This is a genomic window from Gillisella vitis (assembly GCF_021559775.1).
Lineage (GTDB): Bacteria > Pseudomonadota > Alphaproteobacteria > Rhizobiales > Rhizobiaceae > Allorhizobium > Allorhizobium ampelinum.
Genome location: NZ_CP056047.1, coordinates 782,345 through 804,853 on the forward strand (window position 1 = coordinate 782,345; position 22,509 = coordinate 804,853).

The following is a 22,509-nucleotide window of genomic DNA, read 5'->3' on the forward strand; positions in this document are numbered from 1 at the left end:
CTCACCTCGCATGGAAATGTTAACGCCCAGAAATTTAACAATAGGATAATAAGGCGGTCGCCAGCGTCTATCCGCAGGAGTGGGTAAACCAAGATATTATCGCGAAAACCCTTAAAATACATAGAGCTTACGTTGCTGAATATCCAATAGATACAGTCGTGTCGCGATCCGTTATGCGTGTATCGCGTCTTATTTGAGCCGGAATATTTTTTATCAAGAAAGCAAACGGCAGGGCGGTTGCGTGGCAACCATCAGTTTATGTCCCTGAATAATGCAGGAAAAGACATGTGCCCGACCGTGGTTGAGGGGACCCTGGCTGACCCAGGGTCGTCTCATTGTGCAACAAATAAAAGCGCTACAGCGGAGCTGAGTGCGCCACATTTGGCACGGCGCTATCGGCGATCAGATCTGCGGCTCTGCTAGCATGGGTTCGACCTGGCGCATCGGCCGTTCGCTTGGATCGCGACCGATTTCAGCCTTCAACGATACGAGATCGATGAAATGATCGGCTTGGCGGCGAAGGTCATCGGCAATCATCGGCGGCTGGGTCGACATAGTCGAAACCACGGAAACCTTGCGGCCCTTGCGCTGAAGGGCTTCGACCAGCGTGGTAAAATCGCCGTCGCCGGAGAAGATCACCAGATGATCCACAGTTTCGGACTGTTCCATCGCATCGATGGCCAGTTCGATATCCATGTTGCCCTTGACCTTGCGGCGGCCCATGGAATCGGTGAATTCCTTGGCCGGCTTGGTAATGACCTTGTAGCCGTTATAGTCCAGCCAATCGATCAGCGGACGGATCGACGAATATTCCTGGTCTTCGATCAACGCGGTGTAATAGTAAGCGCGCAGCAGATAGCCACGCTTCTGAAATGCTTTGAGCAGCTTGCGGTAGTCGATATCGAAACCAAGGCTTTTGGAAGCCGCATATAAATTTGCGCCATCTATGAAAAGCGCTATTTTTTCTCTCGGATCAAACATCCTTCAACATCCTTTGTTATATACATTAGCGCGGCATCATGTATGGCCAGCCTCGGGTTCCAACCCGACTCAATGTATTATGATTTAATCATATATGAATTATGTATCCAGCGATAGAGCATATTCCAACCGCCTGTTGATTGAATCTTTATGAGTTTCCAATTTTTTTTACAATTTCTAGGTTGAGTCTGGCTGAAACGACGCTCAGGAAAAACTTGAACTCCGGCGATAATACATGTATCCGGTCTGTCAATCCCTCAGGAATAAATATTAAAAGCCCCAGGACTAAATAGTAAAAAGAAGGACAGACCATGGCACGCGTCACCGTGGAAGATTGCATCGACAAGGTCGATAACCGTTTCGAACTGGTTCTGCTGGCAAGCCATCGCGCCCGTCAGATCTCCCAGGGAGCCCAGATCACCATCGACCGCGACAATGACAAGAATCCCGTCGTTGCCCTGCGCGAAATCGCTGATGAGACCCTGTCGCCGGATGATCTGAAGGAAGATCTGATCCATTCCCTGCAAAAGCATGTCGAAGTCGACGAGCCGGAACAGGATGCTGCCTCCATTGCCGAAGGCCAGCTGACCAGCGGCTCGCAAGACGAGGACGAAATGCCGGAAACCGTAGCCTTCGACCAGATGTCGGAAGAAGAGCTGCTGGCCGGCATCGAGGGCCTTGTCCCGCCGGAAAAGAGCGACGATTACTGATTGCCGAAGTCTCAAGATCGGCGTACCGGTCTTGAGGTGGTCCGATCTTTCAAACTCTCTGTGCGTCAATCGGAAGGTTGGCGCGCTTTTTCTTTTGAGAGTGTGTCTTCGACCAGCGTTGTTGTGGCCTGATTTTCGATTGATGGAGTAGCCTTGGCATGATGCGGCAGTATGAGCTCGTGGAGCGGGTACAGAAGTACAAGCCCGACGCCAACGAAGCATTGCTCAACAAGGCCTATGTCTACGCCATGCAGAAACATGGCCAGCAGAAGCGAGCCAGCGGCGATCCCTATATTTCACATCCGCTGGAAGTGGCCGCCATCCTCACCGAAATGCATCTGGACGAGTCGACTATCGCGGTTGCCCTCCTGCATGACACGATCGAGGATACCACGGCGACCAGGGCCGAAATCGACGAATTGTTCGGCGAGGATATCGGCCGGCTCGTCGAGGGCCTGACCAAGCTCAAGAAACTCGACCTTGTTACCAAGAAAGCTAAGCAGGCCGAAAACCTGCGCAAGCTGCTGCTGGCGATTTCCGACGATGTGCGGGTTCTGCTGGTCAAGCTGGCTGACCGCCTGCACAATATGCGCACGCTGGAGCATATGCGCCCCGACAAGCGCGCCCGGATTTCCGAGGAAACCATGGAAATCTATGCGCCGCTGGCCGGCCGCATGGGCATGCAGGACATGCGCGACGAGCTGGAGGATCTGTCCTTCCGCTATATCAATCCCGAAGCTTACGAGACTGTTACCAAGCGGCTGGAAGAGCTTTCCCGGCGCAATGAAGGGCTGATCAAGAAGATCGAAGACGAATTGAGCGACCTGCTGGTCGCCAATGGTCTGCTCCAGGCCTCGGTGAAGGGGCGCCAGAAGAAACCCTATTCGGTGTTTCGCAAGATGCAGTCCAAATCGCTGTCCTTCGAGCAGCTTTCGGATGTCTACGGCTTTCGCATTCTGGTCGATGGCGTTGCGGCCTGCTATCGGGCGCTCGGCATTGTCCATACCCGCTGGCGGGTGGTGCCTGGCCGGTTCAAGGACTATATCTCGACGCCGAAGCAGAACGATTACCGGTCGCTGCACACCACCATCGTCGGCCCGTCGCGCCAGCGTATCGAGTTGCAGATCCGCACCCACCGCATGCATGAAATCGCCGAGTACGGCATCGCCGCCCACGCGCTCTACAAGGATGGCGAGGGGGGGGGCGAAGGCGAGCTGCTGTCGCGCGAAAGCAATGCTTATTCCTGGCTGCGTCATACCATCGAGGCTCTGGCGGAAGCCAACAATCCGGAAGAGTTTCTTGAGCACACCAAGCTGGAACTGTTCCAGGACCAGGTCTTCTGTTTCACTCCGAAGGGCAAGTTGATCGCCCTGCCGCGCGGCGCCACCCCGATCGACTTTGCCTATGCCGTTCATACCAATATCGGCGATACCACTGTTGGCGCCAAGATCAATGGCCGGATCATGCCGCTGGTCACCCGTCTGGCCAATGGCGACGAGGTGGAGATCATTCGCTCCGGCGTGCAGGTGCCGCCGGCGGCCTGGGAAGAGATCGTCGTCACCGGCAAGGCCCGCGCCGCCATCCGCCGGGCCACCCGCATGGCGATCCGCAAGCAATATTCCGGCCTCGGCTACCGAATCCTCGAGCGCACGTTCGAGCGTGCCGCTAAGACCTTTTCCCGCGAGATCCTGAAACCCGTTCTGCACCGACTGGGCCATAAGGATGTCGAGGACGCCATCGCGGCAGTCGGTCGCGGCGAAGTGTCTTCGCTTGATGTGCTGCGCGCCGTATTCCCTGATTACCAGGACGAGCGTGTTACGGTAAAGCCTGCCATGGACGATGGCTGGTTCAATATGCGCTCGGCCAGCGGCATGATGTTCAAGCTGCCGCAAGGCAAGAAGGCAACTGACGCCGCAAAGCCTGCCGATGGCAGTATTGCGGAGGAGTTGGATCCACTGCCGATCCGAGGGCTCGCTGGTAATCTCGAAGTGCATTTCTCCGCAGCCGGTGCCGTTCCCGGCGACCGGATTGTCGGCATCATGGAAGACGGCAAGGGGATCATCATCTATCCGATCCAGGCGTCTGCCTTGCAGAAATACGATGATGAGCCGGAACGCTGGATCGACGTCCGCTGGGATCTGGATGAGGCCAACAAATCGCGCTTCCATTCCCGCATTCTGATCAATGCCATCAACGAGCCGGGTACTCTGGCCAAGGTGGCGCAACTGATTGCCGGGCTGGACATCAATATCCGGCTCCTGTCCATGATGCGCGTCGCTGCCGATTTCACCGAAATGGCCTTCGATCTGGATGTCTGGGATCTACGACAGCTCAACCAGCTTTTGTCGCAGCTGAAGGAGCTGGATTGCGTGGCAACCGCCAAACGGGTCTATGACTGAGGCTTGGATTGCCAACTTCGATTGAAATTATGCTGCCGATACAAAGCGGTACAGCGTCATCGCTGCGTTTTATAACACGCACGGCGCTGTAAATGCTTACTGTCCGCTTCGGCGGTGCTGCCAATGTTTTGACATCGGAGCCTTGTTTCTGATCAAATTTCGTGCAGATTCTGGCTAAATTCCGCGGTTTTTAACGATGCCATGCATTATGCGCATGGCTGGCAACGCGCCTTGTCTCTGGTTCTTTGTGCAGTGCACTCGTATATTGAGGTCATCGAAACAAACACAGAGAGATAAGACAATGTTTGGTCCTATTCGCAAATTTGCCCGCGCCCTGCGCGTCCCGACTGCCCAGGAACGTGAAATGGCTTACCTGAACGCTGCCCATGACCGCCTTGACCTGGAATATCGCCAGCGCGAAATCGATGGTGGCCTGTTCCGTCGCATCCGTTAATCGCTATACGCCGGGCGCATGGCTGACCTGTGAAATCAGCTATGCCGGGTGAAGCGGAATTGGGTAATGAAAAAGATGGTCGCGGTCTTGCCGGGGCTTGTGAATGAAAGACGAGGCAAATCCAGCCACGTCGTGTTTCCTGATACGGGACCATCATCTTTGGGTGGTCTCGCCGACGAACGAGATGCGTTCGGGTGCTGCTTGATATCAAATCAGCTCATATCAAATTTTTTATTCCTGATGTTTTTCCGGGAATAGGCTCGCCTCCGTAACCGTTATATATCTTGGCCAAGTGTTTCACTTAGCCAGGTGTTTAACTTGGCCAGGTGTTTAACTTGGATTGCTTGGTTTATCGGCTGCGCATCGGCAGCACTGTGATGAAGACCGACGACCCCGACCTATGCCGCCTTTTTCTCGTAAGGCTCGTTTCTCAACGATAATTGTCTGATCCGTGTGCGCTCCTGTCGTGTTATCGGGACGCAAGCGCGTGATGCAACGGTTTTGCCGTTGCCGGTTCGGCCTGAAACGACTAGAGAAACGTCAGACTGACGAATTATGAAAGAGACCGGCGTGACGGATAAAGTCGAAAAGAAGCAGAATGCCCTTTGGGAGAACATCAAGGTCATCATTCAGGCGCTGGTGCTTGCCATGGTGATCCGCACCGTGCTGTTCCAGCCTTTCACCATTCCGTCCGGCTCGATGATGCCGACGCTGCTGGTGGGTGATTATATCTTCGTCAACAAGTTCTCCTACGGCTATTCGAAATATTCGCTGCCTTTTTCCCTCGATCTGTTCTCCGGCCGTATTCTGGCGAGTGAGCCCAAGCGCGGCGATGTCGTTGTCTTCCGCTTTCCGCCCAATCCTGACATCGATTATATCAAGCGCCTTGTTGGCCTGCCGGGCGACCGTATCCAGGTGACCGATGGCGTGTTGCTGGTAAACGGCAAGCCGATACCGAAAGTGCCGGACGGAACCTTCACCTCCGATTACCGGATGGATGCCGGGCGCGACGTGCCGGTCTTCCGCGAAACGCTGGATAATGGCGTCAATTACGACACGCTGGATGAAATCCAGAATTCGGCTGGCGATAATACGCGTGAATTCACCGTTCCCGCCGGTCATTACTTCATGATGGGCGACAACCGCGATAATTCCGCTGATAGTCGCTTCGACGTGGGCATGGTTCCAGCTGAAAACCTGGTCGGCCGTGCGTCGGTGATCTTCTTCTCGCTTGGCAACAACACGTCCTTCCGTGAAATTTGGAAATGGCCGTCCAATATGCGGTGGGACCGTTTGTTCAAGGTTGTTCAATGAAGGCTCCCAAGGCCCTGACTGCTGAAGAACGCGAAAAAGTGGAGGCCGTGATCGGCTACCACTTTATCGGCAAGGAACGGCTGGATAAGGCGCTGACCCATTCCAGTGCCAGGCCTGCTAAAGGTAGCGATTATGAGCGCCTGGAATTCCTGGGCGACCGGGTGCTTGGCCTTTGCGTGGCCGAGCATTTGTTCAAGGTGTTTCGCGCTGCCACCGAAGGCGAGTTGTCGGTGCGGTTGAACCAATTGGTCAGCGCGGAGACCTGTGCGGCGGTGGCCGATGAAATTCAGCTGCATCGCTATATCCGCACCGGTGCCGACGTCAAAAAGCTGACAGACAAGAATATGCTGAATGTGCGGGCCGATGTGGTGGAAAGCCTGATTGCCGCCATTTATCTTGATGCTGGGCTGGAAGCGGCGCGTGCCTTCGTGTTGAAGTTTTGGGCTGAGCGTGCCTCCCGGCAGGATGCCGGTCGGCGTGACGCAAAGACCGAGCTACAGGAATGGGCACACGCAAAATTTGCCGTGACACCCGTCTATCGGGTTGCGGACCGCTCTGGACCGGATCATGATCCCAGCTTCACGGTCACGGTTGAAATCGGCAAGCTGGAGCCGGAAACCGGAATTGACCGGTCGAAGCGCGCCGCAGAACAAGCGGCGGCGACCCGGTTGCTGGAAAGAGAAGGCGTGTGGACGAGATCCACCGCCTCAGATTGATTGGATGACAATGACCGAGCATGAAAACCAACCGGCTGGCGATGGCCAGATCGCAGACACCGTCGCTGGCACCGTGGCCGAAGATGCGGCTGTGGTTCGGCCGACCCATTCTGGCTTCGTTGCCTTGATCGGTCCCACCAATGCCGGCAAGTCGACCCTGGTGAACCGGTTTGTTGGTGCCAAGGTGTCGATCGTCAGCCACAAAGTGCAGACGACGCGCGCCGTCATGCGCGGCATTGCGATCCATAACAATGCACAGATCGTCTTCATGGACACGCCCGGCATTTTCAAGCCACGCCGCAAGCTGGACCGCGCCATGGTGACATCCGCCTGGGGCGGGGCCAAGGATGCTGACGTGATCCTGTTGCTGATCGACAGTGAACGCGGATTGCGCGGCGATGGCGAAGCCATTCTGGAAGCATTGAAAGATGTGCATCAGCCGAAAATCCTGGTGCTGAACAAGATCGACCAGGTGCGTCACGAGGATCTGCTGAAACTGGCCTCGACGGCCAACGAGGCAGTGAAGTTCGAGCGCACCTTCATGATCTCCGCCACCAACGGTTCCGGTTGCCAGGACGTGATGGATTATCTGGCCGATTACCTACCGGAAGGCCCCTGGTACTATCCCGAGGATCAGATTTCCGATCTGCCGATGCGCCAGCTGGCGGCGGAAATCACCCGTGAAAAACTCTTCCTGCGCCTGCATCAGGAATTGCCCTATTCTTCTCATGTCGAAACCGAGAAATGGGAAGAACGCAAGGATGGCTCGGTCAGGATCGAGCAGGTGATCTATGTCGAGCGCGACAGCCAGAAGAAGATCGTGCTTGGCAAGAATGGCGATGCCATCAAGTCGATCTCCACCAGTTCGCGCAAGGAAATGTCGGAAATTCTCGAACAGACGGTTCACCTGTTCCTGTTCGTGAAAGTCCGTGAAAACTGGGGCAACGATCCCGAACGATTCCGCGAAATGGGCCTGGAATTTCCGAGGGACTGACCGCTTTTCGGGTTATTGCTTGATCCGGTTGGCGATGAACTTTGAAATCGACGGGCCGAGCGCCAGGATCATCAGGAAGCGTGCCGTTTGCAGGGCCAGCACGAAGGGCAGGTCCACATGGGTGGTGGCGGCAATGATCGCCACCGAATCCAGCCCGCCCGGGCTGGTGGCGAGATAGGCGGTCAGCGGATCGACGCCGAGAAGATACCACAGCAGAAAAGCCAAACAGCCGCCAAAGGAAATCAGGATCAGGATCGACAGGGCAACCTGTGGTGCCGCCTTGGCTGCATGCAGCAAAAGACGGCGGCTGAAGGCCAGCCCGATGCGCCATCCGACCATGGCATAGGCCACGGCGAGCAGCCAGAGCGGCAGTTCGATCTTCACCAGCCCGAAAGAATTGAGCACAGCCATAACCAGCATGGGCACCAGCATCGTGCCTGCGGGGATTTTCAGATGGTGACCAGCGGCAGTGGCCGCAGCGGTCATCGCCAGCGTCAGGGCCAGCGCTTGCCAATCAGTTTCAGGAAAAAATACCAGGGGCGGCGGCTCGGCACCGGCGATATTGAAAACGAAGGCCGCCATGGCCGCAGCTGCCGAGGCCACGCAGACCACCCGCAGATATTGCATGAAGGCAACCAGCCTTGTGTCGGCGCCGTAAGCCTCCGCCATCAGCACCATGGCCGAGGCGGCTCCGGCGGAACTGCCCCAAACCGCTGTGGTCCCCGGCAGAACCTGGCGCTTCGCCATGATATAGCCGAGCAGTGAACTGAGCGCGATTACCGACAGCGTCGCGCCGATAAACAGCGGCCAATCCTCCAGGAACCGTCGCAGGATATCGCCATTCAGCGACTCGGCGATCATGCAGCCCACCAGAGCCTGGGCGGCGATATAGGGCGGGCGCGGGAGAGAAAGTCTTGCGCCATTGGTGGCAAACACGATAGCGGCGATCATCGGCCCAAGCAGAAGCGCTGCCGGGAAGCGGACATATTCCAAAGCCCCGGCGACCAGCAGCGACAAGAGCAGCAGCAGTATCCATTTGAGCGCGGATGGAAGCGCTGTCAGCCGGCCATCGCCCAAGGCGGGTTCGGTGTTTTTCGTGTCCATTGGGGTCATGTCATGCCGTCTTGCGGGATCTGAACCAGGGATACGGCGCTGAAGTGAAGCATGCCGCAGGTTGAAAAGGGCGGGTTTTGTATAGGGCGATCTTCTTCTCAGCGCCATGTGAAATTCTGGCACGAAGACTATCGCATGGCTGCTATGCTTCCATCGGCCATAAGAATAGCGCGCTTGGAACCAGATCAAGGGGAATATCCCGATTTTTTACGGGCGAACATCATCGCTCTGGTATAAAAACAATCTATGGAATGGACCGATCAGGCAATTGTGTTGGGTGTGCGCAGGCATGGCGAAACCAGCGTCATTGCCGAAATGATGACATTGGCGCGGGGCCGCCATCTCGGTCTGGTGCGGGGCGGGCGATCACGCACCATGCAGCCGGTGTTGCAGCCGGGCAATGTCGTGGAAGTCACCTGGCGGGCGCGGCTGGAAGAGCATCTGGGCGATTTCCGCGTCGAGCCTTTGCAATTGCGGGCTGGTCATCTGATGAGTTCGGCCACGGCGGTCTATGGCGTGCAGGCGCTTGCGTCTCTGCTGCGGCTGCTGCCGGAGCGCGAGCCGCATGGGCATCTGTATGAGGCGATGAACATTATTCTCGATCACCTGCATGAACCCGCGTCGGCAGGTGAATTGTTCATCCGCTTTGAACTGGCAATCCTGAACGATCTTGGTTTCGGCTTGGACTTGACAGCCTGCGCGGCCACCGGTGGGCGTCAGGATCTGGTTTTCGTTTCGCCGAAAACGGGAAGGGCGGTTTCCCACGCCGCCGGTCTGCCCTATGCGGATCGCCTTCTTACTCTTCCGGTTTTCCTGCAACCGGAGCCGTGCGTCGGCAAAGACAAACAAGCCGATGCGCAGGCCCTGCAACAGGCCTTCCGGCTGACCGGTTATTTTCTACAAAGACATGTCTATGAACCGCGCGGGCTCACGGCTGGAGCCGCGCGCGATGCGTTCTGTCAGGCGGCGCTGAAAGCCTTGGAGACGCCGGATGAGAGTGTGCTGGGTGGAGCTGCCCCGAAACCGGTGAGGGTGCCATAGGCATTCTCGTCGGATTTTTTCATATGCGTGCGGATGGCGCGTTGCAGTTCGGTGACATTGCTATAAACGCCGCCATCCAGATCAATGACTGGAAATTTCACGGCGATAAACTTGACCCGGTTGCCTTCCGGGACGCTGATTCCAACCGGAACACCGGCATATTCAATAACTTGTTTTTCCATAGTCATATCCCCGCCCGCTTTGATACGCAGGCCAATAGTCGATCAATTGTGGTGTCTTGTTTTAAGAACGCGTCACATTCGACAGCAAATGAAAGACATCATCATAACGCCTCTCACGCCAAGCGGGCATAGATGCGAGGAGCGCGCCGCATGGTGCGATAGTCTGCGCATATGCTTTACCTCCTTGCCAGGGAGCCGGTTATGGAACCGGCTCTAGATTGAACACGTGTCGATGGATGTCCTGTCCGATTGACAGATCCTGGTAGCGTGTATTGCCACCTTGTCGACAGCGTTGAAGGTAAGATCAATGGGTCGATCCGTCAATGGCGCTCCAATCAAAAACAAAATATATTTTTGTGATCGATTGAATATGAAGGTTTCATGGCAAAATGAATCCCACATGCCCCATTTCGGAAAATAGCGTTCGCATTGCGGCAAAATCTGCGCAGTCGCAAAAAGTCAGAAAAAATTCCCGTTAAAATTGAAATATTGGATTTTTATGCAAAATATCTGTCGGTTAAGAGAACCGTTTACCGGCGTTTCCTAAGTTCAATGCCTTCCGGTCGCCTTTCCAGCACCTCGACAATATCGCCAAGGCGCAGTGTGCCGATAGCGCGGGGAACAGCGTTCCAGCCGAACAGCGGACCGGGAACGCGCTTATCGCCTGACATTCGAAGCCGTCCCATGGCAGCAAGCGGCGAAGGGCCGGACCGCGATCCGGTCTTTTGATCTTGTGTTGTCATGATACAGCGGGCGCAGGGCTTGACGAGATCGAAGCGTAATCCGCCGATGGCGATGCTGGCCCATTGGTCTTCCTCCCAGGGCAGTGCGCCGTCGATGACGATATTGGGCCGGAAGCGGTCCATGGCAACCATGCCTTCCCCATGGGATTCCATATCGGCATTCAGCGCGTCGAGCGAGGCTGTCGTGGTGATCAACACCTGATAGCCATCGGCAAAGGTGACGGGCGTGTCTGGTCCGGCCCAGTCTGCATTGGCCAGGCGCGAGGCCCGCTCATCGAAGAACACCAGTTCGAGCGGCCTGCCGAACCATTGCGACAAGGTGTCGTTGACGGTGGGATCAGCCAAGGCCGAATCAACCAATGACCGCCAGACCGTGACCGGCTTGCGGGTGCTAAAATTTTCCAGGGGCATGCTGATGTTGCTGCTATCATCGAGTCGCAGGTGTAAAAATGTGTCATCTAGCTGAACGTCCAACTGCGCCAGTTCCGGCAGCTCTCGTTGGGTGACGAAATGCCCTGAGGGCTCCACCAGCATCAACTGGCGGTCGCGGCTGATACCCTCGGGACGAATGTCGGCTTGGCCCAGGGCGATGCCCCGCGCGCTTTTTAAAGGATAGATGCAAAGGTCGGAGAGAAACATCGAATCAGATCTCCTCAAGAAAATCGCTGAAAATTGCCTGTAGGCGGGCATGGCGCTCGTGCGCCATATGTTGCCCGGTCGGGGTCTGGAAGCCATCCGCCAGCTTGAAAAGCTTGGTCTGAAAATGGTCGATGGCAAAGCGCTTGTCGTCCAGTGGGCGATGCAAAGCCTTCGGATCGGCTGGATCGTAAAGGCCGGAGCCGAGCCGCCCGGCAATATAAAAACAACGCGCTGCCCCGACCACTCCGATGGCATCCAGCCGGTCGGCATCTTGCAGGATTTTTGCTTCCAGCGTTTCGGGCGCAAGATTGGCCGAAAAACTATGAGTGAGGATTGCGTGGGAGACCGATTGGATGCTGCTCGTTGGCCATTGTCTGTCGTCAGCCAGGATTGCTTCAGCTTTCTTTGCGGCAAGGCGGGACGCATCCGCTCGGTTGGGCGCGTTCTTTTCCATGGAAACGCAATCGTGCAGTAGAACCGCAGCGGCGAGAACCTGACTGTCGCCGCCTTCGACGGCGTGAATGCGCATGGCATTTTTGAACACCCGCAAAATATGGGCAGCGTCATGCGAACCGTCATTGCCCTCAGTGGCATGCGGCAGGAGCCATTTGGCAAGGTCGTCATGAGGGGCGAAGGCTGTGGTGATCATCGGGGCATCTTCTTGCAGGGAATCACTTGGTTCTGCTGTATCATTGCCCAAATCCACTGAGATTGAAGGATAAATCCACCCTCAAAATCGCATGATTTTGCCCTGGCCTTCGCAGGGTGGAAAAGCGGTACGCAAGGACGCATATTTCCGTGATCCCGCGCGGCAACAGCTGAGCGTTTTTCAACTCAACCTCCAGAAAACCCTGGATTTCTAGGGAAATCATCCAGCCCATACAAATTATCACCTATAACAATTGCCTTTTGACGAATGACCCCAAATCACGATAGGCATCGCGTAGCGCCGACCTGTCTCGCGTTTAAATGGCGCTATAAAAATAGAAACAACCTAGACAGGGGTTTTCAATGACGAGCGTTTCTTCAGCGTCTCTTTCGTCGGTGTCGTCTTACAACGTCGGCTCGACATCCAGCCTGGACACCAATAGTGATGGTGTCGTTTCTGCGGAAGAACAATCCGCGGGATCTACCCGGACCCAGGATCCAACCGTTTTGAGCGATAGTGCCGCCAACAGCACATCCTCGCAGCTTTCCAGTGATATGATGGCCATGGTTCTGGCCCGTGGCGACAGCTCTTCTACCGACCAGAATTCACCCAAGTCCATCGACACTGATAGCGATGGAAAAGTAACCAAGGAAGAATTTGTCAACGCACGTCCAGAGGGTGCGTCGGAAGAAGATTCGACCAAGATGTTCGAGGCCATCGACTCGGATGATGCTGGCTATGTGACCGAAGACCAGCTGCAGTCCGAGACTAAAATGCCTCCTCCGATGATGATGGGCGGTATGGGTGGTATGGGCGACATGCAGAGCCTTAGCAGTATGATGTCCGGTGACAGCAGTGGCAGTGAAGACAGCATGTCCATGGATGATGTGTTCAGCCAGATGAGCTCGGTTATCAATGCCTATCGTTCCGCTGGCGGCACTGCCGACGAAACCGATACGACCGGACAAACCGCCGCTGCCTGACGGGTTGCTACGGCACCCGGCCATCCCGGTGCAGGACTTTGGAGCTCATCGTTCTAGTACTGAGACTGGGAGAACATTATATCAGCCATGAGGCTGAATGCTGCCCTGAAGGGCCGCTATTTGCAAACAAACGGCATGGAGACATGATGCCTATGCCGATTGAACCCGCATCAAACTTTACCAATCTATCCCTTATTTCTCAACCTCAACGCTGATTTACTGATCCCTCGGATCGAGCGCCTGTCCGTATCAAGCGGAGCTGGAGACCGGATCGGCTGCTAGAATTGGCAGCACAAACGGCGCATTGCCATCGGCATCCTGGCCACGGCCTAGTTTTTTCATCGCCGCAACGAAGCGTCCTCCGCGTGAAAGCAAGGTATCGGCAATCTCCACCATCCGGATATTGGGCGTCGCAAAAGGCGACGCGGCCCGCAAGCCTAGCGCCAGGGCTTCCTCGTCCTGTTCGGGATGCAATGCGAGACTGGCAATCAAGGCCGCAGCTGGAGAGCGTGATACCCCCATCCAGCAATGGATCAGCAGCGGCGCAGTCTGGTCCCAGTCCTTCACGAAATCGATGATCTGTTCCACATGCACATCTTGCGGGGCGATGAGATCGCCTCTACCGGCAAAGGTAATATCGTTCAGCGCAAGCGTCAGGTGGCGGTCCGGTGAAATCACTGCGGGGCGATGAAAATCCTGCCCCTTGGCCAGCAGGCTGATCATTTCTTTCGCCTTGTGGCGCACCGCCATCTCAGCAAGGCGGGCCAGCGGGCTGACCACGAAATAGCTCATGGCGTCACCGTGCTGGACCTGGGGTGCTTTTCAGCCTCCCGCAGCCGCTCGATGGCGTCGAAACGCTCCGCAAACTGCCGCTGCGCTTCAATGGCTGGCATAGGGCTGAGCGGCAGCATGTCGGCGGTTATATGGCGCGGCTGGCCGAAGATCCGCACGGCTTCCGCGCTGGTAAATCCGGCAAGCTCGGTGGCCTCGAAATAGGCGGCGATGCTATCGGCTTTCTTGATCAGGCTTTTCAGGCTGGCCGTGGGATGCGAGGGCAACCCAAACCGCAGATGGATGGCCGCCTCCAGCCGCTTTTCGACCAGCTTATAGCCGCCGCCTACCACCGCCTTGAAGGGCGAGATCATGTCACCGATCACATATTCCGGGGCATCGTGCAGCAAGGCCATTTGTAGGTCGTTGGCATTGTATTTGCTATTGCAGCGGCGAAAGATCTCTTCGACCACAAGGCTGTGCTGGGCCACGGAAAAGGCATGGTCGCCAACCGTCTGGCCATTCCAGCGGGCGACGCGGGCCAGGCCATGGGCAATATCGGAAAGCTCGACATCAAGCGGTGATGGATCGAGAAGATCGAGGCGACGGCCCGACAGCATCCGCTGCCAAGCCCGCGCCGATATCGGAGGAGGGGCGGCGGGCATGTCAGTCCTCGTCTGACGCGGCAGGAAAATCCAGGCCGGTCCAGGCGGGCAGGTGCAGACGCACGGCTTGATCACCGGCCAGAATAGGCGTGCCGTTTGCCATCGCATCGCCAGTGCGGTCAATACGCAGGATCGCCAATCCGATGGTGTCCAAAACCGTGCCGAGTGTGCCAAGCGGCTTACCATCGGCACGAAGCTCGGTGCCGGTTGCGGGCAGGGCTGTGTCAGCAGAAACGATGGCGATCCGGCGGCGGGCCATCTTGCGGTGATGCATACGCGACACCACTTCCTGGCCGACATAGCAGCCTTTCTTGAAGGAGACGCCGCCATTGAGGTCAAACAATATGTCGTGCGGATAGGCATCCTGAAGCGGATAGTCGAGCCCCGCTTCGGCCACCCCGGCCTTGATTCGCAACGCTGTATAAAGCCTGATATCATCCACAGCCGAGTTGACGCGACCCGGCACGCGCCAGACCGTTTCACCGGCAGCAGCGAAACGACGATCCTGAAAAGCTCCGGTCGGCGCGTTGTCCCAGATAACCGTTACTCCGGAAAATTCAGCGGGAGTTAGGGTCACGGCGGCGCGCAGCTTGTAGAGCGTTAGGCGGCGCAGCAGGGCCTCCTGCTCGTCAGATGGCACCTCCAGCAGATAGCCATCGGCCAGCGGATAGACCAGCATGTCAAACAGGATCTTGCCCTGGGGTGTCAGCAAGGCCGAGGGCGCGGCTTGCCCAGGTTCGATAAGGCCGAGATCCGCTGTCAGCAAATTGTTGAGAAAATGCGCGGCCTCGGCTCCAGTGACCTTTAGAAAAGCCCGGTTTTCAAGAAAAACGGCTGGCATGAGACGATCCAATCACATCTTACGAAACCACGGCGGCATTGGGCGAAGCCGTGGATTGCACATTTTTCTCTTCAGCAAAATCGATTGCCGCGAGGTGAGATACCTTGACGCCGTTTGCCTTGTCGGGAAAAGCGGGTTGGGCTTTTCCCTGACAACTTTAAGGCAAACATTCGGCCATCAATCGCCTGCCGTGAAGAATTTCCATTTGCCGTCGGGTGCAATGCCGATGCGGAAGAAATTGTAATTGCCAACTTCCAGCATGTTTTCAAAATCGCCCGCTGTCACCAGCCGCAGCAATTCCACCTTTTCCGGTGGGGTCAGCGTTGTCAGCGGCTTTTCGGCGAAATAGGGCCAGACATAGGCTTCCTCCGGGGTGCCGGCATTGACATGGACGAAGCCGGTCGACAGCACGTCCAGCATGATGGCCAAGACTTCAAGCCCGTCGGGGTCGCCTGAAACGCTCTTGATCGTCTGGATCGGGTCGCCATTGTCATTGCCAAGTGCCAGCGCCGTCGGATCGTTGCCGCCCGCCAGAAGCGCGCGCAACCGTTCCGGATCGCCGGAGGCTGCGGCTTCCACCAGCTTTTCGCGCAGTTTGCGCACCGGTTCAGGCGCTTTGCTGATATCGTAGATCACCTCAACAGGTGTGTGCGGGGCCGCTTCGGCAGCCGCACCCTTCGCCTTGTCGGCGGGTGTTGCCTGCTGTGGTTCGGCGCTGGGCGCGCTCTTCGGATCGGAGGTGCTGTCGGTTGGCAGGCCCGGCTGCTGGCCGGTTTGCGGTTGCTGCCCCTGCTGCGCCGCATCCTTGGCGCCGCCCTGCAATTCTGACAGAGCGAAACTGCTGCCCGGCAGAGCGATAACGGCAATGCTTGCCATCCAGCCGCAGACCAACATTGTTTTTACATTGTTCTTGAGACCGGTCGCCTTTGCTCCGGTCTGGCATGCCTTGCGCATCTTATTGCCTCTGAAACTTACTGAACACTTCGCTTGGGAGAAAACTCACCGGCCAGCATGCGGGCACGCAAAGACTCCAACATGGCTTCCGCACCATCTTCACCATGAATGCGGATGGTTTCGCGCATGGCCAGTGCAATGGCCGCATCGGCAATGATTTCCGGTTCGATACCGTCAGCCATGCCATCGGCCCATGCCTCGTTCTGATATTCGAGGGCAGCCTGCATCTTTTCATGAACGATCATGTCGTCAATCTCGTTGCGGCGTGGTTCCATTCTGCATGTCCTCGAAGCGGTACTTACTCAGTTGTTAACGACTCTATCAGTGTTTTATCAAAACGACACGGGCGAATGCTAAATCGGATGAATTATTGGTTAATTTCCAAAGCGCGCCGTCATTTCCCGAACAAGTGTTGCGCCTTCAGCACGATACTGGCTTTCTGCCACCCGAGCGGCGGAAGTGCAAGAGGGATGGACTGCGGCAAAGGCCCGATAACCACGGTTATAGGCCGCTGTCAGCATCTGCTTGCGGACCGGTTCAGTGCCTGCATCGAGTGCGATGAGCTTTTCGGCGACAGCCCGCCATTGCTGCTCCGGCTGGCCCGCGCAGAGATTGCGCAGATAGGTCACGGTTCCCAGGATTTCCGAGAGCCGGTTTAACTGTCCGTCATAGGGTGTTGCCTGTTGCGCAGGCGTTGCAGCCTCGCCGGGCAGCTTTGCTGGAGGTGCGACATTTGCCGCTGCCGCAAGTCCCGCCATAAGGACGGACACGGTACAGAGGGCAGGAAAAAGCAGGATTGGTCGGGTCATGCATATCCGTGGCATATGTGGCGGGGTCGCCGGGATTAACGTCAACGTTATCACTATTCCCGCCTTCGTTTACGCTGCTTTACCGCAAGCCACCAGCTTTTCCACGCAGTCACGCACGCTGGGTGGCGCGGGCAGATCCAGGATTTCTGCCGGGCTGTACCAGCCCAGCGCAGCGGCGTCGCTTTGGGCGACCGCTGCCGCCGCCGGATCGTCCAGGGTGACGAGGAAAACGGAAAGCCGGAAGTGATGGTGACTGGGGCCGCCCGGGTCCGGGTAGAGGTCGTAGCTGGCAAACAGACTGGGTGCATGGGCCGATAGCCCGGTCTCCTCTTTCAGTTCGCGCAATGCAGTCTCTTCCGGTGTTTCGCCGGGTTCGCCCCGTCCGCCAGGAAAAGCGTAGAGATCGGCGGCTGGCGGCTTCGACCGCTTGACCAGCAGCAGCTTGCCCTGGCGGATGACGATGGCAGAGGAGGCGGGGGCGAAAAAAACCGGGACGGGTTGCTCGGTCATGCGGTGCTCGTTCTGTTTGCTGATCTGACGCGCCAGGCAGTCGTTGTAAGGTCGCTTGACGATAGGCTCTGTGACTGCGAAGACAAGACCATGTGTGGACGTTTTGCCCTGACCGTGACACCGGACGAGATCGTGGAGGCCTTTGGTCTGCACGAACTTGAAGCCTTTCCGCCGCGGTTCAACATTGCTCCGACCCAGCCGATTCTGACGGTTGGCAATGGGGAGGTGCCGATGGTGGGCAGCAACCTGCCGACCAGGCGGGCGCTGCTGGTGCGCTGGGGTTTTCTGCCCGGCTGGGTGAAAGACCCGAGTGATTTTCCACTGCTGATCAATGCGCGCTCTGAAACGGCGCAAACGAAGGCGTCGTTTCGCGGTGCCATGCGCCATCGCCGTGTTTTGATCCCGGCCTCCGGCTTTTACGAATGGTATCGGCCAGCAAAGGAAAGCGGTGAAAAACCGCAGGCTTACTGGATCCGCCCCACCCAGGGCGGTATTGTCGCGTTCGGTGGTCTGGTCGAAACCTTTGCCGCCGCTGATGGATCTGAAATCGATACCGGCGCCATCCTGACCACCAGTGCCAATCGCTCCATTCGAGCGATCCATGACCGCATGCCTGTCGTGATCGGCCCGGAGGATTTCGAGCGTTGGCTGGATTGCAAGCGCCAGGAGCCACGCCACGTGGCTGACCTGTTGAAACCGGCAGGCGAGGACATGTTCGAAGCCATTCCGGTTTCCGACAAGGTCAATAAGGTCGCCAATACCGGCCCGGATGTGCAGGTCCGCGTCGAAAACCCGATGCCGAAAGCCGAGACACAATCGCCTTCGGAACAGCTATCGCTGTTTTGAACGGTATTGGAAAAAGGACGTCCTCAAGCGACTTTCTTGATCGGCGCTCGCTTCAACATCAGAGCGGCGGCAATCACCGCTTTCAGACCGATCGGGCGGTAATTGTCGCTCAATTCCGGCTTGGCCGGTTGCGGCGCTTCTTTTGCTTGCAGGAAGGCGGGGGCTTGCAGGGGGGCGGGCATGATGTTCTCCAAAGTGTTTCCATTGCGGCCTGTCAGGTTTGCTTGCAACCTGAGGGACACGCATTTCCCTTGTTTCAGTCTGTCCTTATCGAGAAAAACGGATTGCGTTTTTCCCGTGACAAACTCCCGAACAGTCGTTTTTCTGACTGCTCAGGTTGAGAGATCATGACACTTTCGTGAACAATGCAAATTAATTTAAATCAAAGACTGCTACTTTTCGTGAGTCTGTTTTACAATTTCCGGTTTTAAAGGCCTGTTTCAAAGGCCTCGATCCATTCCGGCGCCGTGATGGTCGTCGTGGTCTTCCATGACGGTCAAGGTGCCGTATTTCCGCTTCCAGGCGTGGGCGCCGAAGGGCAGGGAGAGCACATAGACAATGACCGTCACCGACAGCACTTCCCAGGTGAAGCTCATCAGCAGGGCGACATAAAGCACCACGGCGATCGTCAGTGGCAGAACCAGATCGCGGCGGACTTTCTTTTCAGATTTGCCGGACCAGACCGGCAAGCGGCTGATCAGCAGGAAGGCGATCAGCATCGTATAGGCTGAGGACGCAAAGGCAAAACCTGGCGTAGCTTCCACACCCAGAAAGCCGAGATAGATCGGCAGCATGACCAGAAGCGCACCAGCAGGCGCGGGAACGCCGACGAAATAGGCGTTTTGCCAAGGGGCCTTGATGGCACGTTCGTCCATGACATTGAAACGGGCAAGCCGCAGGCCTGCTGATATCGCAAAGATCAGCGCCGCGATCCAGCCGAAGGATCGGGCCTGATCCAGAATATAGACATAGAGAACCAGACCGGGCGCCACGCCGAAATTGACGATATCGGCGAGCGAATCCATCTGTGCGCCGAATTTCGATGTGGCTTTCATCAGGCGGGCGATACGTCCGTCGATGCCATCAAGAAAAGCGGCGACCAGCACCATGCCGACCGCAAGCTCGAAACGTCCTTCGAAGGCCAGGCGGACGCCAGTCAGACCGGCGCATATGGCCAAAACGGTAATCAGGTTCGGAATCATCAACCGCAGGGGGATTTCCCGCAGCCGAGGCCCGCGTGAAGCCTCGTTGACCTCCTGCTGGCCCGGCTGATTCTCATCCGCCTGAGTTTTCGGTCCCTCATGCTCTTGCGAAGGGTGTGCCTGATGCTGCGGCGTGTCGCTGTTCATGGCTGACCTGTCTCCGTTATGGCTTGCAAAAATCGTCTCAGCTGCGGCGGCTGATGACCGGGCCCTTTGCCGAACCATATTCCGCGATCACGGTTTCACCACCAATTGAGCGCTGGCCAACCGCAACGCGGGGCTCGGCGCCGGCTGGGAGGTAGACATCCAGGCGCGAACCGAAGCGGATCAGACCGAAACGCTCGCCCACGCCGAGTGCCTGGCCCGGCACCGACCAGCACAGGATGCGGCGGGCGACAAGGCCTGCGATCTGCACCACGCCGATAGCGCCGCGCGGGCCGTCGATGACCAGCGAATTGCGCTCATTGTCGGTGCTGGCCTTGTCCAGTTCGGCATTCAGGAAACTGCCTTCGCGGTAGACAACCTGGCGGATTGCGCCGCGTACCGGGGCGCGATTGATATGGACATCGAAGACATTCATGAAGATCGAGATGCGCAACATCGGGTCGCTCGACAGCTGCAATTCTTCCGGCGGGATGACCATCTGGATCATCGACACGCGGCCATCAGCAGGGCTGACCACCAGATCGTCATCCTGCGGGGTGAGGCGCTCCGGGTCGCGGAAGAAATAGGCGCACCATAGTGTCAGCAGCAGGCCGACCCAGAACAGCGGCTCCCAGATCCATCCGAGCACCAGCGACCCGACGAAGAAAGCGCCGACAAAAATATAGCCTTCCTTATGCACGGGGACGAGGGTATTGCGGATCGTATCGAACAAGGACATCGGTAGGACTTCTCCTGAAAACTCTATTGATGACGTGACTACCGCGAAACGTGTTCAGGGGCAATGCCGGGCCTGATTGAGGCCCCTCACGGGAAAGCCGCCCCACTTTTATACATGCCGATCACACAGCAGGCGGCAGGCGCGTGACCACACCGAGATCGTCACTTTCGCGCACCTGGCGCAGATGCTCTTCTGCCTGGGTCGCCTCCCGCTGCCGGTTCCACATCGAGGCGTAAAGGCCGTTTTGAGCGAGAAGTTCCGCGTGTGTGCCACGCTCGGCGATTTCGCCCGCTTTCAAAACGATGATTTCGTCGGCGCCGATCACGGTGGACAACCGGTGGGCGATAACCAAAGTGGTGCGATTTTGCGATACAATGTCGAGGGCCGCCTGGATATCTTGCTCGGTCGTGGTGTCGAGCGCCGAGGTTGCTTCATCGAGAATGAGGATTGGCGGTGATTTGAGCACGGTGCGGGCGATGGCGACACGCTGTTTTTCGCCGCCCGACAGTTTCAGGCCGCGCTCACCGACCATGGTCTTGTAGCCCTGCGGCAGTTCACGGATCGAGCGGCTGATCTGGGCAATGTCGGCTGCGGCTTCCATTTCGGCGTCGCTGGCCTCAGGCCTGCCATAACGGATATTATAGGCAATGGTGTCGTTGAACAGCACCGTATCCTGCGGCACCATGCCGATGGCGGCGCGCAGCGAGGTCTGCGTGATGTCCCGGACATCCTGCCCGTCAATGCGGATCGCGCCCTGCTGCACATCGTAAAACCGGTAGAGCAGCCGCGAAATCGTCGACTTGCCAGCGCCGGATGGGCCGACGACGGCCACGGTCTTGCCCTCCGGCACGGTGAAGGAAATCCCCTTCAGGATCGGCCTTGCCGGATCATAGGCGAAATACACGTTTTCGAAGGTGATCGCGCCCTTGGCGATGGTAAGCGGCTTGGCATCGGGCGCGTCGCGCACTTCCGGCTCTACCGCCAGAAGGTCGAACATCTGCTCGATATCGGTCAACCCCTGGCGGATTTCGCGGTAGAGCATGCCGATGAAATTCAGCGGCACGGAAAGCTGCAACAGCAGCGCGTTGACGAAGACGAAATCGCCGATGGTTTGCTCGCCGCGCTGTACGGCCAGCGCCGAAAACACCAGCATCACCGTCATGCCCACACCGAAGATCAGCCCCTGGCCGAAGTTCAGCCAGCCGAGCGAGGTCCAGACCTGGGTGGCGGCCTTTTCATAGCGGGCCATGGAGGCATCGAAACGGCGTGCTTCCATGTCTTCGTTGCCGAAATATTTGACCGTCTCGAAATTCAACAGTGAGTCGATGGCTTTGACATTGGCGTCGGTATCGCTGTCATTCATCGAGCGGCGGATGGCGATGCGCCAGTCCGAAGCCTTGACTGTGAACCAGACATAGACGGCGACGGTGACGGCGGTGATCGCCAGATAGGAAAATCCGTAGCCCCACCAGAAAATCACCGCCGTCAGGGCAAATTCGATCAGCGTCGGGATGGAGTTGAGAATGGTGAAGCGGACGATGGTCTCGATGCCCTTGGTGCCGCGCTCAATGATGCGTGATAGGCCGCCGGTCTTGCGCTCCAGATGGAAGCGCAGCGACAATTGATGCATGTGCAGAAAGGTTATATGGGCCAGCCGCCGCACGGCATATTGGCCGACGCTGGCAAACAATGCGTCGCGGAACTGGTTGATGCCCATCTGCACGATGCGGGCCAGATTATAGGCGATAACCAGCATCACCGCCGACAGCATGAAGGCAGGCAGCAGGCCGGTCGCATCCATCTTGCCATTGAGCGCATCGGTGGCCCATTTGAAATAATAGGGCACCAGCATCAGCACGAGCTTGGCGATCACCAGAAACAGGCTTGCCCAGACCACCCGCATTTTCAGATCGAGGCGCTCGGCTGGCCACATATAGGGCCAGAGATTGACGATGGTGCGCCACGGATTACTGCTCTCGGCCGAAACCGTTTTGACTTTCTGATGCATGCTTTATGTCCTGCGCGCGGGCTGGTGGAAGCGCGGTCCGTTCCCGAAGGAGGCGCCCGGAAGAGGCGGCAAAAAAGAGGCGGCCCTGAGGCCGCCTTTGTT

General features: G+C 57.3%; 25 protein-coding genes. 9 read left to right on the forward strand and 16 right to left on the reverse strand.

Translation table 11 applies throughout. The features are described 5' to 3' along the window. Positions 1 to 402: 402 nt before the first annotated feature. Positions 403 to 981: a LabA-like NYN domain-containing protein gene (locus AVCG78_RS03545; RefSeq protein WP_015915451.1), complete on the reverse strand. Its 579-nt coding sequence runs from the start codon at positions 979 to 981 to the stop codon at positions 403 to 405. 311 nt (positions 982 to 1,292) lie between these two features. Here AVCG78_RS03545 and rpoZ point away from each other — a divergent pair, with 311 nt between their 5' ends. From rpoZ to era, 6 genes are all read left to right on the forward strand, one after another. Further along, positions 1,293 to 1,691 carry a DNA-directed RNA polymerase subunit omega gene (gene rpoZ, locus AVCG78_RS03550; protein WP_015915452.1) on the forward strand — a complete coding sequence of 133 codons (399 nt, stop codon included), beginning with the start codon at positions 1,293 to 1,295 and terminating at the stop codon, positions 1,689 to 1,691. 158 nt (positions 1,692 to 1,849) lie between these two features. Next, positions 1,850 to 4,090 carry a RelA/SpoT family protein gene (locus tag AVCG78_RS03555; RefSeq protein WP_071204732.1) on the forward strand — a complete coding sequence of 747 codons (2,241 nt, stop codon included), beginning with the start codon at positions 1,850 to 1,852 and terminating at the stop codon, positions 4,088 to 4,090. A gap of 301 nt (positions 4,091 to 4,391) precedes the next feature. Next, the gene (locus tag AVCG78_RS03560) at positions 4,392 to 4,544 is read left to right on the forward strand and encodes a DUF3563 family protein (protein WP_015915454.1); all 153 of its coding nucleotides are present in this window, start codon (positions 4,392 to 4,394) and stop codon (positions 4,542 to 4,544) included. A gap of 570 nt (positions 4,545 to 5,114) precedes the next feature. Continuing rightward, the gene (gene lepB / locus AVCG78_RS03565; protein ID WP_015915455.1) at positions 5,115 to 5,858 is read left to right on the forward strand and encodes a signal peptidase I; all 744 of its coding nucleotides are present in this window, start codon (positions 5,115 to 5,117) and stop codon (positions 5,856 to 5,858) included. Then, positions 5,855 to 6,574 (forward strand): ribonuclease III, encoded by a 720-nt coding sequence (rnc, locus tag AVCG78_RS03570; protein ID WP_015915456.1) that lies wholly within the window; start codon positions 5,855 to 5,857, stop codon positions 6,572 to 6,574. Before lepB ends, rnc begins: the two co-directional genes overlap by 4 nt. Before the next feature lie 10 nt (positions 6,575 to 6,584). Continuing rightward, the gene (era, locus tag AVCG78_RS03575; RefSeq protein ID WP_071204731.1) at positions 6,585 to 7,568 is read left to right on the forward strand and encodes a GTPase Era; all 984 of its coding nucleotides are present in this window, start codon (positions 6,585 to 6,587) and stop codon (positions 7,566 to 7,568) included. A gap of 12 nt (positions 7,569 to 7,580) precedes the next feature. Here era and AVCG78_RS03580 read toward each other — a convergent pair whose 3' ends face one another. After that, entirely contained in the window at positions 7,581 to 8,681 is a 1,101-nt protein-coding gene (locus AVCG78_RS03580) for an AbrB family transcriptional regulator (RefSeq protein WP_234665079.1), read from the reverse strand. Between the two features lie 246 nt (positions 8,682 to 8,927). On the opposite strand from AVCG78_RS03580, the gene recO reads away from it, so the two are divergent. Then, positions 8,928 to 9,722: a DNA repair protein RecO gene (recO, locus tag AVCG78_RS03585; protein ID WP_071204729.1), complete on the forward strand. Its 795-nt coding sequence runs from the start codon at positions 8,928 to 8,930 to the stop codon at positions 9,720 to 9,722. Here the strand turns inward: recO and AVCG78_RS03590 are convergent. The 3 genes from AVCG78_RS03590 to AVCG78_RS03600 all read right to left on the reverse strand — a co-directional run bounded on the left by AVCG78_RS03590 (position 9,641) and on the right by AVCG78_RS03600 (position 11,935). After that, positions 9,641 to 9,904 (reverse strand): hypothetical protein, encoded by a 264-nt coding sequence (locus AVCG78_RS03590; protein ID WP_071204728.1) that lies wholly within the window; start codon positions 9,902 to 9,904, stop codon positions 9,641 to 9,643. The two genes, recO and AVCG78_RS03590, sit on opposite strands and share 82 nt — an antisense overlap. A 530-nt stretch (positions 9,905 to 10,434) precedes the next feature. Further along, positions 10,435 to 11,286 carry an MOSC domain-containing protein gene (locus AVCG78_RS03595; protein ID WP_071204727.1) on the reverse strand — a complete coding sequence of 284 codons (852 nt, stop codon included), beginning with the start codon at positions 11,284 to 11,286 and terminating at the stop codon, positions 10,435 to 10,437. A 4-nt stretch (positions 11,287 to 11,290) separates the two neighbouring features. Next, positions 11,291 to 11,935: an HD domain-containing protein gene (locus tag AVCG78_RS03600; protein ID WP_071204782.1), complete on the reverse strand. Its 645-nt coding sequence runs from the start codon at positions 11,933 to 11,935 to the stop codon at positions 11,291 to 11,293. Between the two features lie 362 nt (positions 11,936 to 12,297). Between AVCG78_RS03600 and AVCG78_RS03605 the strand changes: the two genes are divergently transcribed. Next, a complete protein-coding gene (locus AVCG78_RS03605) occupies positions 12,298 to 12,918 on the forward strand; it encodes an EF-hand domain-containing protein (protein ID WP_139191421.1) in 621 nt (206 codons plus the stop codon). A gap of 249 nt (positions 12,919 to 13,167) precedes the next feature. On the opposite strand, the gene AVCG78_RS03610 is transcribed toward AVCG78_RS03605, so the two are convergent. The 7 genes from AVCG78_RS03610 to AVCG78_RS03640 all read right to left on the reverse strand — a co-directional run bounded on the left by AVCG78_RS03610 (position 13,168) and on the right by AVCG78_RS03640 (position 17,468). After that, entirely contained in the window at positions 13,168 to 13,710 is a 543-nt protein-coding gene (locus tag AVCG78_RS03610) for a tyrosine phosphatase family protein (RefSeq protein ID WP_071204724.1), read from the reverse strand. Then, the gene (locus AVCG78_RS03615; RefSeq protein ID WP_071204723.1) at positions 13,707 to 14,354 is read right to left on the reverse strand and encodes a YfbR-like 5'-deoxynucleotidase; all 648 of its coding nucleotides are present in this window, start codon (positions 14,352 to 14,354) and stop codon (positions 13,707 to 13,709) included. Before AVCG78_RS03615 ends, AVCG78_RS03610 begins: the two co-directional genes overlap by 4 nt. A 1-nt stretch (position 14,355) precedes the next feature. Beyond that, positions 14,356 to 15,195, reverse strand: coding sequence for a CAF17-like 4Fe-4S cluster assembly/insertion protein YgfZ (gene ygfZ, locus AVCG78_RS03620; RefSeq protein ID WP_071585318.1), 840 nt, complete (start codon positions 15,193 to 15,195; stop codon positions 14,356 to 14,358). Between the two features lie 177 nt (positions 15,196 to 15,372). Beyond that, positions 15,373 to 16,149, reverse strand: coding sequence for a hypothetical protein (locus AVCG78_RS03625; protein WP_015915467.1), 777 nt, complete (start codon positions 16,147 to 16,149; stop codon positions 15,373 to 15,375). A gap of 17 nt (positions 16,150 to 16,166) precedes the next feature. After that, positions 16,167 to 16,424 carry a hypothetical protein gene (locus AVCG78_RS03630; RefSeq protein WP_015915468.1) on the reverse strand — a complete coding sequence of 86 codons (258 nt, stop codon included), beginning with the start codon at positions 16,422 to 16,424 and terminating at the stop codon, positions 16,167 to 16,169. A 99-nt stretch (positions 16,425 to 16,523) separates the two neighbouring features. Then, the gene (locus tag AVCG78_RS03635) at positions 16,524 to 16,958 is read right to left on the reverse strand and encodes a TIGR02301 family protein (RefSeq protein WP_071204353.1); all 435 of its coding nucleotides are present in this window, start codon (positions 16,956 to 16,958) and stop codon (positions 16,524 to 16,526) included. Between the two features lie 69 nt (positions 16,959 to 17,027). Beyond that, on the reverse strand, positions 17,028 to 17,468 hold the full coding sequence (locus tag AVCG78_RS03640) for an NUDIX hydrolase (protein WP_071204720.1): 441 nt from the start codon (positions 17,466 to 17,468) through the stop codon (positions 17,028 to 17,030). A gap of 90 nt (positions 17,469 to 17,558) precedes the next feature. Between AVCG78_RS03640 and AVCG78_RS03645 the strand changes: the two genes are divergently transcribed. Continuing rightward, positions 17,559 to 18,314, forward strand: a complete 756-nt coding sequence (locus AVCG78_RS03645; RefSeq protein WP_071204780.1) for an SOS response-associated peptidase — start codon at positions 17,559 to 17,561, stop codon at positions 18,312 to 18,314. Positions 18,315 to 18,337: 23 nt separating this feature from the next. On the opposite strand, the gene AVCG78_RS03650 is transcribed toward AVCG78_RS03645, so the two are convergent. The 4 genes from AVCG78_RS03650 to AVCG78_RS03665 all read right to left on the reverse strand — a co-directional run bounded on the left by AVCG78_RS03650 (position 18,338) and on the right by AVCG78_RS03665 (position 22,407). Further along, positions 18,338 to 18,496, reverse strand: coding sequence for a hypothetical protein (locus tag AVCG78_RS03650; RefSeq protein WP_174089654.1), 159 nt, complete (start codon positions 18,494 to 18,496; stop codon positions 18,338 to 18,340). 258 nt (positions 18,497 to 18,754) lie between these two features. Then, the gene (locus AVCG78_RS03655) at positions 18,755 to 19,663 is read right to left on the reverse strand and encodes a CDP-alcohol phosphatidyltransferase family protein (protein ID WP_071204719.1); all 909 of its coding nucleotides are present in this window, start codon (positions 19,661 to 19,663) and stop codon (positions 18,755 to 18,757) included. A 37-nt stretch (positions 19,664 to 19,700) separates the two neighbouring features. Further along, positions 19,701 to 20,399 (reverse strand): phosphatidylserine decarboxylase, encoded by a 699-nt coding sequence (locus tag AVCG78_RS03660; RefSeq protein ID WP_015915474.1) that lies wholly within the window; start codon positions 20,397 to 20,399, stop codon positions 19,701 to 19,703. A 121-nt stretch (positions 20,400 to 20,520) separates the two neighbouring features. Continuing rightward, the gene (locus AVCG78_RS03665) at positions 20,521 to 22,407 is read right to left on the reverse strand and encodes an ABCB family ABC transporter ATP-binding protein/permease (RefSeq protein WP_071204718.1); all 1,887 of its coding nucleotides are present in this window, start codon (positions 22,405 to 22,407) and stop codon (positions 20,521 to 20,523) included. Between the last annotated feature and the right edge of the window lie 102 nt (positions 22,408 to 22,509).

Excerpts from the sequence above, each read along its gene's own strand:
- AVCG78_RS03545 (WP_015915451.1), bottom strand. The coding sequence starts at position 981 with ATGTTTGATCCGAGAGAAAAAATAGCGCTTTTCATAGATGGCGCAAAT.
- rpoZ (WP_015915452.1), top strand. The coding sequence starts at position 1,293 with ATGGCACGCGTCACCGTGGAAGATTGCATCGACAAGGTCGATAACCGT.
- AVCG78_RS03555 (WP_071204732.1), top strand. The coding sequence starts at position 1,850 with ATGATGCGGCAGTATGAGCTCGTGGAGCGGGTACAGAAGTACAAGCCC.
- AVCG78_RS03560 (WP_015915454.1), top strand. The coding sequence starts at position 4,392 with ATGTTTGGTCCTATTCGCAAATTTGCCCGCGCCCTGCGCGTCCCGACT.
- rnc (WP_015915456.1), top strand. The coding sequence starts at position 5,855 with ATGAAGGCTCCCAAGGCCCTGACTGCTGAAGAACGCGAAAAAGTGGAG.
- era (WP_071204731.1), top strand. The coding sequence starts at position 6,585 with ATGACCGAGCATGAAAACCAACCGGCTGGCGATGGCCAGATCGCAGAC.
- AVCG78_RS03580 (WP_234665079.1), bottom strand. The coding sequence starts at position 8,681 with ATGACCCCAATGGACACGAAAAACACCGAACCCGCCTTGGGCGATGGC.
- recO (WP_071204729.1), top strand. The coding sequence starts at position 8,928 with ATGGAATGGACCGATCAGGCAATTGTGTTGGGTGTGCGCAGGCATGGC.
- AVCG78_RS03590 (WP_071204728.1), bottom strand. The coding sequence starts at position 9,904 with ATGGAAAAACAAGTTATTGAATATGCCGGTGTTCCGGTTGGAATCAGC.
- AVCG78_RS03595 (WP_071204727.1), bottom strand. The coding sequence starts at position 11,286 with ATGTTTCTCTCCGACCTTTGCATCTATCCTTTAAAAAGCGCGCGGGGC.
- AVCG78_RS03600 (WP_071204782.1), bottom strand. The coding sequence starts at position 11,935 with ATGATCACCACAGCCTTCGCCCCTCATGACGACCTTGCCAAATGGCTC.
- AVCG78_RS03605 (WP_139191421.1), top strand. The coding sequence starts at position 12,298 with ATGACGAGCGTTTCTTCAGCGTCTCTTTCGTCGGTGTCGTCTTACAAC.
- AVCG78_RS03610 (WP_071204724.1), bottom strand. The coding sequence starts at position 13,710 with ATGAGCTATTTCGTGGTCAGCCCGCTGGCCCGCCTTGCTGAGATGGCG.
- AVCG78_RS03615 (WP_071204723.1), bottom strand. The coding sequence starts at position 14,354 with ATGCCCGCCGCCCCTCCTCCGATATCGGCGCGGGCTTGGCAGCGGATG.
- ygfZ (WP_071585318.1), bottom strand. The coding sequence starts at position 15,195 with ATGCCAGCCGTTTTTCTTGAAAACCGGGCTTTTCTAAAGGTCACTGGA.
- AVCG78_RS03625 (WP_015915467.1), bottom strand. The coding sequence starts at position 16,149 with ATGCGCAAGGCATGCCAGACCGGAGCAAAGGCGACCGGTCTCAAGAAC.
- AVCG78_RS03630 (WP_015915468.1), bottom strand. The coding sequence starts at position 16,424 with ATGGAACCACGCCGCAACGAGATTGACGACATGATCGTTCATGAAAAG.
- AVCG78_RS03635 (WP_071204353.1), bottom strand. The coding sequence starts at position 16,958 with ATGACCCGACCAATCCTGCTTTTTCCTGCCCTCTGTACCGTGTCCGTC.
- AVCG78_RS03640 (WP_071204720.1), bottom strand. The coding sequence starts at position 17,468 with ATGACCGAGCAACCCGTCCCGGTTTTTTTCGCCCCCGCCTCCTCTGCC.
- AVCG78_RS03645 (WP_071204780.1), top strand. The coding sequence starts at position 17,559 with ATGTGTGGACGTTTTGCCCTGACCGTGACACCGGACGAGATCGTGGAG.
- AVCG78_RS03650 (WP_174089654.1), bottom strand. The coding sequence starts at position 18,496 with ATGCCCGCCCCCCTGCAAGCCCCCGCCTTCCTGCAAGCAAAAGAAGCG.
- AVCG78_RS03655 (WP_071204719.1), bottom strand. The coding sequence starts at position 19,663 with ATGAACAGCGACACGCCGCAGCATCAGGCACACCCTTCGCAAGAGCAT.
- AVCG78_RS03660 (WP_015915474.1), bottom strand. The coding sequence starts at position 20,399 with ATGTCCTTGTTCGATACGATCCGCAATACCCTCGTCCCCGTGCATAAG.
- AVCG78_RS03665 (WP_071204718.1), bottom strand. The coding sequence starts at position 22,407 with ATGCATCAGAAAGTCAAAACGGTTTCGGCCGAGAGCAGTAATCCGTGG.